This window comes from Aeromonas sp. s13, from assembly GCF_040907905.1.
GTDB lineage: Bacteria > Pseudomonadota > Gammaproteobacteria > Enterobacterales > Aeromonadaceae > Aeromonas > Aeromonas veronii.
The window spans coordinates 89,861-103,590 of sequence record NZ_JBFOCS010000082.1; the positions used below are offsets into that span (position 1 = coordinate 89,861).

A 13,730-nucleotide genomic window follows, 5' to 3' on the forward strand; every position below is an offset into this window, starting at 1 on the left:
TCATGCTATCCCTGCTTCCCGGCCCGCTGGTGCTGATCATCAGCGCGGGCCTGACCATCCTTTTCACCGCCTTGTGCGCCAGTCTGATCCTGCTGGTGTCGCTGGCCAAACTGCTGCTGCCGATCCCGGCCTTTAGCCGCGCCTGCAGCCGGCTCAACAACCGCTTCATGCGCCTGTGGCTGGCCTGCAATGCGCTGGTGATCCGCCTCACCACCCGCATTGACTGGCAGGTGGAGGACAATACCAAGCTGCGCAAGGATGGCTGGTATCTCATCATCAGCAACCATATGAGCTGGACCGATATCGTGGTGCTCGGCCACCTGTTCCGCGACAGGCTGCCGGTGCCCAAGTTCTTTATGAAGCACGAGCTCATCTACATCCCGCTGCTGGGGCTCGCCTGCTGGGGGCTCGATATGCCCTTTATGCGCCGCTATTCGCGAGAATTTCTGTTAAGAAATCCGCACCTGCGCGGCAAGGATATCGAGACCACCCGCAACGCCTGCGAGAAGTTTCGCCACATCCCCACCACTGTCATCAACTTCGTGGAAGGGACCCGCTTCACCGAGCAGAAACGGGACGCATCACGCTCCCGCTATCGCCATCTGATGCCGCCCAAGGCGGCGGGGCTGGCCTTTACGCTGGCAGCCATGGGCGAACAGTTCGACAGCCTGATAAACGTCACCATCCGCTATCCGGACAACGCCGAGACCCCGTTCAAGGACTTCCTGATGGGGCGGGTAAAACGCATTCAGGTGCGGATTGAGGAGCTGCCGGTGAATGAGCAGCTGATAGGAGATTACTTCAACGACAAGCAGTTCAAGCGCGGTTTTCAGGAGTGGCTAAACCAGCGCTGGCAGGAGAAGGACGAGGTGCTGGAGGGGTGGCAGAGCGGTCAGTCACCGCTGCCAGTTGCCGCCAAATCCGGGGAGGAATCCAAAGAGAGCGCAGAAGCCAACTCGACCAACTGATCTTCGGAAAAGACTGCAATACCGTGGCGGCGTAGCAGGGCGGTGGTCTTGCCCTCGCCCGCCACAGAAATGCCCTCAAAGCGGCCGTTATAGATACGGCCGCTGCCACATGAGGGGCTCCCCTCTTTCAGCAGCGCGAAGCGAATGCCCTGCGTCTGACAGATTTCCAACGCCAACTCGGCGCCGCGATCAAACTCTTCAGTCACATCCAGCCCGCTCGCCGTCACTACACGCTCGCCCTGCCGCTCGGCAGGGGGGCGTGGGGTCGGCAAACCGCCAGCCACTTCGGGGCAGAAGGCCAGCGCCCGCCCCTCGGCACCCAGCTCACTCAGCCAGTCGCTGACGATCCCCTTGCATTGACCATCGTAGCGCACCGGCTGACCCAGCAGGCAGGCACTCACCAGCACCTTGTGCACACCGGTCTCACTCATGCTTCCGCTCCGTGCATCACCTGATCGAACATCACGCAGCAGGGGGTTTCCAACCGGTAGAGAATGGCGGGGCGCTGTTTGCCGGTGCGCTTGCGGCCGGTATCCACCAGAATGTCGGCGCGATGAATCCGCTTGCGAAATGCCGCCGTATTCATGGGTGTTTGCAGGATGATTTCGAAGGCGCGCTGCACCTCGGAGAGGGTGAACTCGGGCCCCAGCAGTTGCAGCGGCAGGGTGCTGTAGCGGCTCTTGATCCGCAGCCGCTCCAGCCCCTTGGCGATGAGCTGGACATGGTCGAAGGCGAGGCTCAGCCCCGGCAGGTTGGCGAGTGGATGCCAGCAGCCGTGGATCGCTTCCACTTCCGGATCCACCAGACAGAGATAGACCAGGGTCGTGGACCAGCCGCGGGGATCCCGCTCCAGATTGCCGAGGGTGCAGACCTGCTCGCTGTAGCAGTGACCGAGCCCCCACTCCGCTAGCAGACGGCGCTGGGCGGCATCCAGATCCCGATCCCGGGTCTCATCGATGCGCAGCGCAGGCAGTTGCCAGCAGTGGGCAAAGGGGGGGCGATCGCGGGTCTCGAGGAGCAGCTCGAGCCGCTCCTCATGCAACCGCAGCACCACCATATCCAGACTCATTCTCAGCATGCCGATCGCCCTGCTCGCCTTCCATTAATGTTTGGTAGATAATATCACATGAATAGTATGTGCAGGAGCCAATCATGGGAACCGTCGCCAGCCTGGATATTGATGCGCAGAAGGGCTTTACCCCCCTCTGCCCGAACGAACTGCCCGTCGCGGGCGGTGATGATATTGTGGCTGCGCTCAACGCTCAGGCCACCCTCGCCACGCTGCGGATCGGCAGCAAAGACTCTCACCCCGCCAATGCCGACTGGGCCGTTTCTGACCCCGCCGGCATGCTGCTGCCGCTGGATCTGCCCAACGCCGACCTCACCTGGCCGGTGCACTGCGTACCGGGCAGCAAAGGCTTCGAGCTGCTCGACGGCCTGCCCGCTCCCATCGACTATGACTTCTTCGTCTGGAAGGGGGTCGAGCCTGATCTGCATCCCTACGGCACCTGCTTCCACGACCTGGCAGAACGGCGCAGCACCGGACTCATCGAATTCCTGCAAGCCCGCAAGGTCGATACCGTACTGGTCGGCGGCCTCGCCACCGACTACTGTGTCAAAACCAGCGTGCTGCAACTGCGTCGCGCCGGTTTCCGGGTGATCGTCCATCTCGATGCCTGCCGTGGCATCGCCCCCGCGACGGTTGCCAGCGCCCACACCCAGATGATCGAGGCTGGTGCCGAACTGGCCCAGACCCTGATCGATGTACAACGCCTGCTGGACGCCTGATATGCCACCGATTCTTACCAGCCTGCTCGACACCGATGCCTGCACGTTACATATGCGGCAGGGGAGCACCATCGTGCTCACCAGTCTGCGAGGAGCCTGATATGCCCCCAATCCTCACCAGCCTGCTCGACACCGACGCCTACAAGCTGCATATGCAGCAGGCGGTGTTCCATCGCTATCCGGATGCCGAGGTGGTGGCCGAGTTTCACAGCCGCAATGAAGAGGATCTGCTGCCCATGATGGGGCAGATCGAGGAGCAACTGCGCCTCGCCGGATCCCTGCGACTGACCAGGCCAGAGCTCGATTTTCTGGCCGAGCGTCCCTTCTTCACCCCTGACTATCTCGACCACCTGCGCCGCAAGCCGCTCGATGCCTCCCTGCTCAAGGTGTTCGAGCAGGATGGCCGCATCAATGTGCGGGTCGAGGGCCCCTGGCAGGATGTGATCCTGTGGGAGATCCCGGTGCTCGCCATCATCAGCGAGATGCGCAACCGCTTCCGCTACCCCCAGTTCGGCGTCAGCCACGCGCTGGAGCGGCTCGATCAGAAGATCGACAAGCTGGAGAAGGAGCTGAGCAGCGACGAGATGAGCGAGTTCAACCTCATCGACTTCGGCACCCGCCGCCGCTTCTCCCACGCGGTACAGGATGCGGTAGTGGGTCGCCTCAAGGAGCGGCTGCCGGCGTTTCGCGGCACCAGCAACTACATGCTGGCCCAGAAGTACAAGCTGCCCGCGGTCGGCACCCAGGCCCATGAGTGGTTCCAGGCGCACCAGCAGCTCGGCTTCCCGCTGGAGCACAGCCAGCGCGCTGCCCTCACCAGCTGGCTGGACGAGTTCACCGACCATCTCGGCATCGCCCTGACCGACTGCATTACCATGGATGCCTTCCTGCGTGACTTCGACTTCGAGCTGGCCAGCAGCTATCAGGGCTTGCGCCACGACTCCGGCGATCCGGTGGTGTGGGGCGAGAAGGCGATCAGCCACTATCAGCGCCTCGGCATCGACCCTACCGACAAGACCCTGGTCTTCTCCGACGGGCTCAACCTCGACAAAGCGGTGCAGCTGTTCCGCCACTTCCGCGGCCGCATCAACACCAGCTTCGGCATCGGCACCAAGCTCACCTGCGATCTGCCCGGTGTCAGCCCGATGAACATCGTCTTCAAGCTGATCGAGTGCAATGGAGGCCCGGTAGCCAAGATCTCCGACAGCCCGGGCAAGACCCTCTGTCGGGATGCGGAGTTTATCCGCAACCTCAAACAGGCGTTCCACGTCGGGGTCTGATCTTCCCGACAACCAGAAAACAAAAAGCCCGCCGGTTCACACCGGCGGGCTTTTTTAATCAACTCAAAAAGTATCAGTCTTTCTTGGCCAGCAGGAACTGCACCAGCTTGTTGAACTGCTCTTGAGAGGTGATGGATTCAATCTTCACCATGTACTTGCCGTTCACCAGGAAGGCCGGTACACCGCGAATGTTGTAGCTCTCGGTGTTGCGATCGAACTGGGAGACCATGCCGGAGACGGCGAAACTGTCGACGGCACCGTCGAACTCTTCAGCCGGTACGCCGTTGTCCACGAAGATCTTCTTCACGTCGTCACGGCTCATCGGCGGCTGACGCTGGGTGTGGATCTTGGTGAAGATGGCCGGGGTCAGCTTGGCTTCGGCGTTGAGCAGGCTGGCAACGGCATAGGCACGCTGCATCTCGGGGCCCATCTCGCGGCCGAGGAAGGCAACCGGGTTCTTCTTGAGGGGCACACCCTCTGGCAACCCGGCCTTCAACTGTTCAACGATCGGTTCGAAGGTAGCGCAGTGCGGGCAGTAGTAGGAGAAAAACTCCATCACTTCCGGCTGGGCACTGCCAGTCTGTTTGACCACATCGTAGTTGACGCCTTCCTTGAACTCGGGGGCGGCGTGAACCATGGGGATCATCAGCATGGCAGCAAGGAAAAATAGAACTTTTTTCATGATGTTTCCTGTTAAGGGATCACTGTGAGGCACGCCCGGCGAACCGAAGCAGTGCCAAGCCTATTGTTTCGCCATGCTGACGTCAATGGCCAGGGCCGGAGATCGAGTCCCCCTTGCCGCACAAGATCCCTTCTATTTCACCAGTTTGGCATCAGACTCAACGGCGGTGCCTTCAGCGTTTCCAGCTGATCGTGCAGGGTCGCAATCTGTTGACGCCAGTAGTGATCGGTATTGAACCAGGGGAAGTGACGGGGGAAGGCGGGATCTTCCCAGCGCCGTGCCAGCCAGGCCATGTAATGAACGATGCGCATCGCCCGCAGCGGCTCGATCAGCGCCAGCTCCCGCGAGTCGAACTCCATAAACTCCTCGTAGCCCGCCAGCAGGGTATCGAGCTGGATCTGCTGCTCGTGGCGCTCGCCGCTGAGCATCATCCAGAGATCCTGAATCGCGGGGCCGGTGCGGCAATCATCGAGGTCGACAAACATGGGGCCATCGCGCCACAGGATGTTGCCCGGGTGGCAATCGCCATGCAGGGAGATCTGCGCCACATCCAGGGTCATGGCGTCGCTGACATGCTTGATCAGCTCGTCGAGTACCCCGAAGAATTGCTTCGCTAGCCCGCTTGGCAGCCACTCGCCAGACGCCAGCAGCTGACGCGGTTCATGCAGCATGCTCTCCACATCGAGCCGCACCCGATGGTGAAACGGCTTGCTGGCGCCGATCTGATGAATGCGACCGAGGAAACGCCCCACCCACTCAAGCTGGTCGAGATTATCCACCTCGAACTGGCGGCCACCGACGCTCTGCCAGATGGCAAAGGGGTAACCCTCGTGCTCCAGCAGGGTCTCGCCCGCGAAGGCGAGCGGCGCGGCGACCGGGATCTCAGCCTCCGCGAGACGGGTGGCAAACTCGTGCTCCTCGAGGATCTGGGCCCGGCTCCAGCGGCCGGGACGGTAGAACTTCACCACATAGCGGCGACGATCCTCATCCTGAAACTGGTAGACCCGGTTTTCGTAGCTGTTGAGCTCGATAAGGCCGGAGTCGAGCCGCAGGCCACTGAGATCGAGCGCATCCATGATGAGGTCGGGATTGAGGTCGGAATAGTTGAAACGCATGTCATCCACCATAAGAAAGGGGCGCCGTTGCGCCCCATTCTATCACTACTGACCGGCATTGCCGTGCTCGCTGGTGACCGGACTGGTGTCACGCCCGGCCCGCAGCCACACGCAGTTACAACCGGCTGATAAACTTGCTGCCCTGGCGCAGGTTGCCCTTGCGGTCATCGGGCGCCGCTCCCTCCCGTTTCAGCACGAACTGGATATCCAGCGCCGGTCGTTTCAGGTTGTAGGGATCGACCGCCAGACTGACCGGCAGGGTGTAGATCTCGCCCGCCTTCAGGGTCACTTCACGGGGGCCGAACCACTGATACTCGGGCAAGCCCTCCACATCCAGCTGGTAGGTCTGGGACTGCAGGGTCTTGTTGAGGATCTTGAGGGTGTAGGTGTTCTCAATCAGCCCCTCGCTGTTTTCGCGGAACAGCTGGTTGCGATCCCGCAGGATATCGAGCCCCATCGGCATGATGGACATGGCGTTGTAGACAAATACCCCCAGCATCACCGCCATCACCAGCCCGTAACCAATCAGCTTGGGCCGAGCCACATGGGTGGAGTCGTTGGCCAGCTTGTGCTCTGTGGTGTAGCTGATGAGCCCTTTCGGGTAGCCCATCCGCTCCATGGTCTGGTCGCAGGCATCGACGCAGGCGCCGCAGTTGATGCACTCGTACTGCAGGCCGTCGCGGATATCGATACCGGTCGGGCAGACCTGCACGCAAAGATCGCAGTCGATACAGTCACCCAGCCCCATCGCCTTGGGATCCGCCTTGCGAGAACGGGCGCCACGGGTCTCGCCACGCTTGGTGTCATAGCCGACGATGAAGGTGTCCTTGTCGAACATGGCGGACTGGAAGCGGGCATAGGGGCACATGTGGATACACATGATGGCACGCATCCAGCCAGCGTTGCCGTAGGTAATGATGGTGAAGAAGAGCACCCAGAACAGCACCCATCCGCTGGCCTGCAGAGTGAAGAGGTCCGGCACCAGTTCAGTTACATCCTGGAAGTAGGCGACGAAGGTCAGGCCGGTCACCAGCGAGATCGCCAGCCAGGCCAGATGCTTGGCCCCCTTGCGGGCCAGCTTCTCGCCGCTCCAGGGCGCCTCGTCCAGCTTGCGCCGCTTGTTGGCGGGCCCTTCCAGCTTCTCTTCAAACCAGATGAACATGAAGGTCCAGACTGTCTGCGGGCAGAGATAGCCACACCAGACCCGACCGAGGAAGGTGGTAATAAAGAAGAGTCCGAAGGCGGCGATCATGAAGAGCCAGGCGAGCAGGGTCAGATCCTGCGGCCAGATGGTGGCGCCAAAGATATGGAACTGCTGGTGACCGAGGTCGAACAGCACCGCCTGTCGCCCGTCGTAACGCAGCCAGGGCAGCAGCACGAACAGCGCCACAAAGAACCAGCCCATGGCCTTGCGCATCCGCTGCCAATACCCTTTCTGGGCACGCACATAGATGCGGTTACCCGGGTTGAATCTGTCGTCGCTGGCTTTGAACGTATTGGGGTTGAAGGTCCCGGTTACGCCCTTGTCGGTGACGTCCTTGATATCGATTTTATCGTGGTCGGCCATTGCAAGACATCGCTCCCTTATTTGTTATGGAGCGGATTATATCTTAAACAGCATGCTAATTGTGTGGATTAGATGTATCTAATATTGGGGTTGGATCGCAATTTTCTGCAACAAAAAAGCGCATCACCCCGGGGTGATGCGCTTCCGCTAAAGATTCACTTGATTCCGCGGGCCTTGAGCAGTGCCTCTTTGAAATCGGGCACGTGATCCTTGGCCAGACCGGGGATCATCGCCTGCTTGTCGGATTCCCGCATCTTGAGGTGATAGATCAGCATGTCGTCGGTCAGCTCGGACAGAGGCCCTTCAAATCCCGCTTCTTGGGCCAGTTTGGCAACAAACTGCACCAGGCTGAGATCCTGTTCCTTGATCCAGGCAGGCTGCAACAACTCCAGCAGCTCTTCGATACGATGACATTGCATAGACAACCTCTTTAATCTGTCACGTTAAATTCAGGCAACCTTACCCATCAAGGCTACTTCGATTCGATCCCGCCCATTATGCTTGGCCTGATAGAGTGCCGCATCCGCTTTTTGGATCAAATCGGCGATTTTCATGCTGTTGTCCGGTATCAGTGTCGCAACACCAAAACTACATGTGACCCGACCGGAGACCAGTGACTTCTGGTGCGGGATGGCCAGCTCCTTGAGCGCCTGCCGCACATTGTCCGCCACCTGCAGTGCCCCCTGCATGCCGGTGCAGGGCAGCAGCAATGCAAACTCTTCGCCACCGTAACGGGCCGCCAGATCGTCCTCGCGCCGCTCCACCTCGGCCAGCAGCCCCGCCACCTGTTGCAGGCAGTCATCCCCCAGCTGATGGCCGTAGAGATCGTTGAACTGCTTGAAGTAATCCACATCCACCAGCACCAGCGACAACGGCGCCCGGGCGCGGTGACAGCGCCGCCAGGCCCGCTCCAGAGAGTCGTCGAGATGGGCGCGGTTGGCGATGCCGGTCAGTCCGTCGAGGCGGGAGGTGAGGCGCAAATGCTCGGAGACAGCCTTCAGTTCGGCAACCAGCTCGGCGTTGGAGAAACGGTGGTGGAGCGAGGCGATCTGATCCCGCCGCATCCGGCGCAGCAGGGTCGGCAGAAAGACAAACAGATAGCCCGCCAGCATGCAGGAGACGATCCGCTCCTGCTCGTTGCCATTGCCCAGCTCGAACAGCATCGCCATGCCCAGCGGCAGGGCGGAACCATAGAGGGTACGGCGGCTGCCAAACAGCATGATGGCGCTGCCGGTAAGAATGAGGCTGGAGAGCATCATCATGGCGGCCCGGTAGGTATCGGGCAGCTTGTCCATGTAGAGCAGTACCCCGAGGGCCCAGATGATGGAGGTGATGGTGGCTCCGATAAAGAGCTCCCGCTCCAACACCGGCAGCGGAGTCTGGTGCAGGCGGGCTCGACGCCAGCGCAGGTGCCAGCCCCGACCCAGCAGCCACAGGAAAGTGCCTGCCAGCCAACCGAGCGCTTCGATGGCGGGTAGATAGTCGTGAAACAGCAGACTCCAGCCAAATGCCAACACGCCCAAACAGGGGAGACTGAACGATGCATGGGTATAGAGCTGGGCCATAATGGCCTGCTTAACCTGGCGTGTCACACTCTGGGTCAACTGAGTACTCCTGTACAAGAGCCGAGCAGTCTACCATTACCCCCTGACCCGCAACAATAAAGCGCCGCTTATTAAGAAGTTAATCAATCAATAACGATTTCTTCTGCGCTGGCAGGTGAGTCCTTGCTCACCCCTTCTCCAATTCGTCGAGGATCGGGCACTCGGGATTTTCATCCCCATGGCAGCAGCAGACCAACCCTTCCAGGGAGGTAAGCATCGCCTGAAGTCCAGCGATGCGGGCCCGCAGATCGACGATCTTCTCCTGCGCCAGCTTCTTCACCTGGGCGCTGGTTCTGTGCTCGTCACGGTAGAGTGCCAGCAGCTCCTGACACTCCTCCAGATTGAAGCCGGTCTCCCGCGCCCGCTTGACGAAACGCAACTCGCGCAACGCCCCCTCGGTGTAACTGCGATAGCCGTTGTCACTGCGTACCGGGGCTGTGATGAGGCCAATGCTCTCGTAATAACGGATGGTCTTGGCGGTCAGCCCAGTGGCCTTGGCAACCTTGCTGATGTTCATTTATGCCTCCTTACTGATCGGGTTGGATGCTGGCCCGTGCGCCGCCCTGGGCTGCCAGCGTTTCAATAACAGGGAATTGCTCAAAACGGTGATGCTGCTCAGGGCCATGGCCGCCCCCGCCAGCTCGGGGCTCAGGTAGCCCAGCGCCGCCAGCGGAATGCCGATGATGTTGAACACGAAGGCCCAGAACAGATTCTGCTGTATGGTGCGCCAGGTCGCCGCCGAGATATCGATGGCATCAGCCACCAGCCGCGGGTCGGAGCGCATCAGGGTGATGGAAGCTGTCTCCATCGCCACATCGGAGCCGGAGCCCATGGCGATGCCGACGTCCGCCGCGGCCAGTGCCGGGGCATCGTTCACCCCGTCCCCCACCATAGCCACCAGCCCGCGGGTTTGCGCCCGCAGCGCCTCCACTTTCTCCACCTTGCCCGCTGGCAGCACGGAGTCGAAGGCCCCGTCCAGCCCCAGCTTGGCGGCAATATGGGCCACCGGCGCCGGTGCATCGCCGCTCACCAGCCAGCTGGCGATGCCGCGCTGGCGCAGGGTGGCGATGGCTTCCGGACTCTCGGGGCGCAGGGTATCGGCCAAAGCAGCGATACCAACCACAGCACCGTCGATGGCAACCCAAACCCGGGTCGCCCCATCGGCGGCTTGTTCATCCTGTTGCGGCGGTTCAATGCCGAGCTGGGCCAGCAGGGAACCATTGCCGATGGCGACACTGTGGCCCGCCACCTGACCGACTATGCCGGCACCGACCCGCACTTCCACCGCCTCCGGCTGGGGCAGCGCCACTTCTGTGCCGACAGCCTCGCGCATCGCCAGCGCCAGCGGGTGTTCGCTCGCCTGCTGCAGGGCGGCGGCGAGGCGCAGCTGCTTATCGTTGCCGCTCCAGCTCGCCAACACCGGCTTGCCTTGAGTGAGTGTGCCGGTTTTGTCGAAGATGAGCGCCTTGATGGCGTGGGCCTTCTGCAGGGTATCCACATCCTTGATCAGAATGCCGTGGCGCGCCGCGACTCCGGTACCGGTGACGATGGCCGCCGGCGTTGCCAGCCCCAGCGCACAAGGGCAGGCGATCACCAGCACCGCCACCGCGGCCAGCAGCGCCTGAGCGAAGTCGTTACTGATGGCGTACCACACCAGCAGGGTGAACAGGGCGATGGCCATCACCACCGGCACGAACACGGCAGAGACCTTGTCCACCAGCTGTTGCAGCGGCGCCTTGCCCATCTGGGCGCTCTCCACCAGCGCGATGATCTTGTTGAGGCTGGAGTCCTCCCCCACGGTAGTGGCTTCGATCTCCAGCACACCGGAGCGGTTGATGGCGCCGCCCAGCACCTTGCCGCCCACACTGCGCGGCACCGGCAGGCTCTCGCCGGTGAGGATCGACTCGTCCAGTTCGCTGGCGCCGCTCACGATTTTGCCATCCACCGGCACCCGCTCACCCACCAGCACCCGCAGCCGATCACCGCGCAGCACCTCGTCGATGGCGACGCTCTGCCAGCTCTCGCCACGCCAGACGGTGGCGGTTTCCGGCCGCAGCGCCATCAGTTCGCGAATGGCGGACTGGGTGCTGCGTCTGGCCCTTGCCTCCAGCAACTTGCCGAGGGAGATCAGGGTAATGATGATGGCGCTCGCCTCGAAATAGAGCTTGCCGCTGGCAGCCATCCCCAGCGTCAACAACAGATAGAGGCTGTAGAAGTAGGCGGCGCTGGTGCCGGTTGCTACCAGCACATCCATATTGGCTGCGCGGTTCTTGATGGCGAGCCAGGCACCGCGATAGAAGCGGGCGCCGATCCAGAACTGCACCGGGGTGGCGAGCACCAGCTCCAGCCAGGCGGGTAGATGCCAGGGGAACAGTCCGGCCATGGCCAGCATCCCCACCAGCAGCGGTAGGGTGAGCAAAGCCGAGATGATGACCCGGGTTTGAGCCTGACGGGCTGTGGCGGCCTCCTGCGCTTCCCGCTCCAGCAACTGCTGGCGACGGCCGCTGGCCGAGCCTTGTGCCAGCTGGGCGCCAAAGCCGAGCGCCTCGATCTGCTCGCGCAAAGAGGCGGGCGTCTGCATCCCGGGGACCAGCACGATCCGGGCCTGTTCGATGGAAAAGTTGACCTCGGCCGAGATAACGCCGGGCAGCGCGGCCAGCACCTTGTTCAACCGAGCTGAACAACCGGCACAGGTCATGCCGGTAATTTGAAACAAAAAGGTCTCGCTACCGTAGTCGTAACCCTGACTCTTGATGCTGTCGAGCACCGCAGGCAGGCGATCGGGGCTGGCCAGCTCGATGGCCGCCTGCTCCAGCGTGAAGTTGACGGTGGCATCGACCCCTTCAAGCTTGTTGAGGGCGGTCGTGATGCGGCCTGCGCAGTTGGCGCAGCTCATGCCGCTGAGCGGCAACTGCAGATGAATGGGTGATTGAAGATGAGTGGTCATGTTGTTCCTCCCCGGAACCCGTCGGCACCACAAAACGCCGACTGGCAAACCCTAACCTTTACTGCAAGGGCAAGCTCAAGCCACATGATCCACTTTTTGCAGATGAAAAAAACGGCGCCGTTTGCTGCCAGAGAACAAACGGGCGCCGCATTCAGCTATTGCGCGGTGTGAGCGGAGCTCAGATACCGTACTGGGCGCGGTAAGCCTTCATGGCCGCCAGTTGCGCTGCCAGCTCCGGCTGTTCGGCCTGCTTCTCTTCCAGCTTTTCTTCCAAATAAGCGATCAGGTCGCTCATCTGGATGATGGCGATGATGTGGGCGCCGTAGTCACGCTCCACTTCCTGAATGGCGGAGAGCTCGCCCTTGCCCTTCTCCTGACGATCCAGCGCGATCAGCACGCCCGCCAGCGAGGCGCCGTTGGCCTGGATCAGATCCATGGATTCGCGGATGGCGGTGCCGGCGGTGATGACGTCGTCCACCAGCATGATGCGACCCTTGAGCGGGCTGCCCACCAGATTGCCGCCCTCGCCGTGATCCTTGGCCTCCTTGCGGTTGAAGCACCAGGGCACGTCCACATCGTGCTGCTCCACCAGCTGCACGGCGGTGGCGGAGGCGATGGGGATCCCCTTGTAGGCCGGGCCAAACAGCACATCGAACTCGATACCGGCATCCATCAGGGCGGCGGCATAGAAGCGGCCGAGACGGGCCAGATCGCGGCCGCTGTTGAACAGACCGGCGTTGAAGAAGTAGGGGCTTTTACGACCGGATTTCAGGGTAAATTCACCGAATTTGAGGACCTGTTTCTCCAGGGCGAACTCGATAAATTGACGCTGGTAGGCTTTCATTCTGGCTCCTTGCTTGGCTTGTCGTTGTCTTGTGTGGGGGTATAAAAAAACGCGGTCAATGCCGCGTTTTTAAAATCAGGAGAGCGACTGCTTCTGCAGCGCAATGATGTCGGCGATGCCGCCCTTGGCGAGCGCCAGCATCTCCAGCAGCTCTTCATGGGTGAAGGGCTCGGCCTCCGCAGTGCCCTGCACTTCGATGATGCGACCATCTTCGGTCATCACCACGTTCATGTCGGTCTCGGCGGCGGAGTCTTCGATGTACTCCAGATCGCAGATGGCTTCTCCCTGATACATGCCGACGGAGACGGCGGCGATCATCTGCTTGAGCGGGCTCTGCTTGATCATGCCCTTCTCGACCATCCAGTTCAGCGCATCCACCAGCGCCACGCAGGCACCGGTAATGGAGGCGGTGCGGGTGCCGCCATCGGCTTGCAGCACGTCACAGTCAACTGTGATGGAGTGCTCGCCCAGCGCAGTCAGGTCTACCGCTGCGCGCAGGGAGCGGGCGATCAGCCGGGAGATCTCCAGAGTGCGGCCACTCTGCTTGCCGGAGGCCGCTTCGCGGTTCATCCGGGAGTGGGTGGAGCGCGGCAGCATGCCGTATTCTGCAGTCACCCAGCCCTGGTTCTTCCCTTTCAGGAAGCGAGGCACGCTGGTGTCGACGCTGGCGGTGCAGAGCACGCGAGTGTTACCGAACTCCACCAGCACTGAGCCTTCTGCATGTTTGGTGAAATTGCGGGTAATGGTAACCGGGCGAAGTTGCGCGGCACTGCGATCGCTTGGACGTGACATGGAACGGACCTCTGGGCTGGCTCAAATTGGCGGGGGATTATAAGTGATCCCGCCCCAAATATCAGCCGCTAAAACCACGGCATCGGCTGACGAGCAGGGCCGGGCTGAGTATACTGGCCGCACACTTCATCAAGCCCGGAACA

14 protein-coding genes are annotated in these 13,730 nt (G+C 61.5%); 3 read left to right on the top strand and 11 right to left on the bottom strand.

Features of this window, described 5'->3' with window-relative positions; all coding sequences use genetic code 11:
• Positions 1-2: 2 nt before the first annotated feature.
• Positions 3-968: an acyltransferase gene (locus AB5Y82_RS19515; RefSeq protein ID WP_100647102.1), complete on the top strand. Its 966-nt coding sequence runs from the start codon at positions 3-5 to the stop codon at positions 966-968.
• On the opposite strand, the gene AB5Y82_RS19520 is transcribed toward AB5Y82_RS19515, so the two are convergent.
• Positions 893-1,399 carry a DUF523 domain-containing protein gene (locus AB5Y82_RS19520; protein ID WP_201902695.1) on the bottom strand — a complete coding sequence of 169 codons (507 nt, stop codon included), beginning with the start codon at positions 1,397-1,399 and terminating at the stop codon, positions 893-895. The genes AB5Y82_RS19515 and AB5Y82_RS19520 overlap by 76 nt on opposite strands.
• A complete protein-coding gene (locus AB5Y82_RS19525) occupies positions 1,396-2,046 on the bottom strand; it encodes a DNA mismatch repair protein MutT (protein ID WP_111900980.1) in 651 nt (216 codons plus the stop codon). The genes AB5Y82_RS19520 and AB5Y82_RS19525 overlap by 4 nt, the downstream gene beginning before the upstream one ends.
• 74 nt (positions 2,047-2,120) lie before the next feature.
• Here AB5Y82_RS19525 and AB5Y82_RS19530 point away from each other — a divergent pair, with 74 nt between their 5' ends.
• Positions 2,121-2,756 carry a nicotinamidase gene (locus AB5Y82_RS19530; protein ID WP_005357452.1) on the top strand — a complete coding sequence of 212 codons (636 nt, stop codon included), beginning with the start codon at positions 2,121-2,123 and terminating at the stop codon, positions 2,754-2,756.
• A 101-nt stretch (positions 2,757-2,857) separates the two neighbouring features.
• The gene (gene pncB / locus AB5Y82_RS19535; protein ID WP_005342020.1) at positions 2,858-4,036 is read left to right on the top strand and encodes a nicotinate phosphoribosyltransferase; all 1,179 of its coding nucleotides are present in this window, start codon (positions 2,858-2,860) and stop codon (positions 4,034-4,036) included.
• A 73-nt stretch (positions 4,037-4,109) separates the two neighbouring features.
• Here pncB and AB5Y82_RS19540 read toward each other — a convergent pair whose 3' ends face one another.
• From AB5Y82_RS19540 to rph, 9 genes are all read right to left on the bottom strand, one after another.
• Complete coding sequence (locus AB5Y82_RS19540; protein ID WP_005339604.1) at positions 4,110-4,718, bottom strand: thiol:disulfide interchange protein DsbA/DsbL; 609 nt, start codon at positions 4,716-4,718, stop codon at positions 4,110-4,112.
• A gap of 137 nt (positions 4,719-4,855) precedes the next feature.
• The gene (locus AB5Y82_RS19545) at positions 4,856-5,845 is read right to left on the bottom strand and encodes a serine/threonine protein kinase (protein ID WP_111900981.1); all 990 of its coding nucleotides are present in this window, start codon (positions 5,843-5,845) and stop codon (positions 4,856-4,858) included.
• Positions 5,846-5,948: 103 nt separating this feature from the next.
• Positions 5,949-7,400, bottom strand: coding sequence for a cytochrome c oxidase accessory protein CcoG (gene ccoG / locus AB5Y82_RS19550; RefSeq protein ID WP_111900982.1), 1,452 nt, complete (start codon positions 7,398-7,400; stop codon positions 5,949-5,951).
• A 155-nt stretch (positions 7,401-7,555) separates the two neighbouring features.
• On the bottom strand, positions 7,556-7,819 hold the full coding sequence (locus tag AB5Y82_RS19555) for a YihD family protein (RefSeq protein ID WP_005339598.1): 264 nt from the start codon (positions 7,817-7,819) through the stop codon (positions 7,556-7,558).
• Between the two features lie 30 nt (positions 7,820-7,849).
• On the bottom strand, positions 7,850-9,004 hold the full coding sequence (locus AB5Y82_RS19560) for a GGDEF domain-containing protein (protein ID WP_005339596.1): 1,155 nt from the start codon (positions 9,002-9,004) through the stop codon (positions 7,850-7,852).
• Between the two features lie 127 nt (positions 9,005-9,131).
• Positions 9,132-9,521 (bottom strand): Cu(I)-responsive transcriptional regulator, encoded by a 390-nt coding sequence (gene cueR, locus AB5Y82_RS19565; protein WP_005356117.1) that lies wholly within the window; start codon positions 9,519-9,521, stop codon positions 9,132-9,134.
• Positions 9,522-11,951 carry a heavy metal translocating P-type ATPase gene (locus AB5Y82_RS19570; RefSeq protein ID WP_368174415.1) on the bottom strand — a complete coding sequence of 810 codons (2,430 nt, stop codon included), beginning with the start codon at positions 11,949-11,951 and terminating at the stop codon, positions 9,522-9,524. It abuts the gene before it with no gap.
• Positions 11,952-12,129: 178 nt separating this feature from the next.
• Positions 12,130-12,795 (bottom strand): orotate phosphoribosyltransferase, encoded by a 666-nt coding sequence (pyrE, locus tag AB5Y82_RS19575; RefSeq protein ID WP_088870390.1) that lies wholly within the window; start codon positions 12,793-12,795, stop codon positions 12,130-12,132.
• Positions 12,796-12,870: 75 nt separating this feature from the next.
• The gene (gene rph / locus AB5Y82_RS19580; RefSeq protein WP_005339589.1) at positions 12,871-13,587 is read right to left on the bottom strand and encodes a ribonuclease PH; all 717 of its coding nucleotides are present in this window, start codon (positions 13,585-13,587) and stop codon (positions 12,871-12,873) included.
• Positions 13,588-13,730: the final 143 nt, after the last annotated feature.

Bases quoted from the DNA above. Each gene is read 5' to 3' on its own strand.
- AB5Y82_RS19515 (WP_100647102.1), top strand. From the start codon at position 3: ATGCTATCCCTGCTTCCCGGCCCGCTGGTGCTGATCATCAGCGCGGGC.
- AB5Y82_RS19520 (WP_201902695.1), bottom strand. From the start codon at position 1,399: ATGAGTGAGACCGGTGTGCACAAGGTGCTGGTGAGTGCCTGCCTGCTG.
- AB5Y82_RS19525 (WP_111900980.1), bottom strand. From the start codon at position 2,046: ATGCTGAGAATGAGTCTGGATATGGTGGTGCTGCGGTTGCATGAGGAG.
- AB5Y82_RS19530 (WP_005357452.1), top strand. From the start codon at position 2,121: ATGGGAACCGTCGCCAGCCTGGATATTGATGCGCAGAAGGGCTTTACC.
- pncB (WP_005342020.1), top strand. From the start codon at position 2,858: ATGCCCCCAATCCTCACCAGCCTGCTCGACACCGACGCCTACAAGCTG.
- AB5Y82_RS19540 (WP_005339604.1), bottom strand. From the start codon at position 4,718: ATGAAAAAAGTTCTATTTTTCCTTGCTGCCATGCTGATGATCCCCATG.
- AB5Y82_RS19545 (WP_111900981.1), bottom strand. From the start codon at position 5,845: ATGGTGGATGACATGCGTTTCAACTATTCCGACCTCAATCCCGACCTC.
- ccoG (WP_111900982.1), bottom strand. From the start codon at position 7,400: ATGGCCGACCACGATAAAATCGATATCAAGGACGTCACCGACAAGGGC.
- AB5Y82_RS19555 (WP_005339598.1), bottom strand. From the start codon at position 7,819: ATGCAATGTCATCGTATCGAAGAGCTGCTGGAGTTGTTGCAGCCTGCC.
- cueR (WP_005356117.1), bottom strand. From the start codon at position 9,521: ATGAACATCAGCAAGGTTGCCAAGGCCACTGGGCTGACCGCCAAGACC.
- AB5Y82_RS19570 (WP_368174415.1), bottom strand. From the start codon at position 11,951: ATGACCACTCATCTTCAATCACCCATTCATCTGCAGTTGCCGCTCAGC.
- pyrE (WP_088870390.1), bottom strand. From the start codon at position 12,795: ATGAAAGCCTACCAGCGTCAATTTATCGAGTTCGCCCTGGAGAAACAG.
- rph (WP_005339589.1), bottom strand. From the start codon at position 13,587: ATGTCACGTCCAAGCGATCGCAGTGCCGCGCAACTTCGCCCGGTTACC.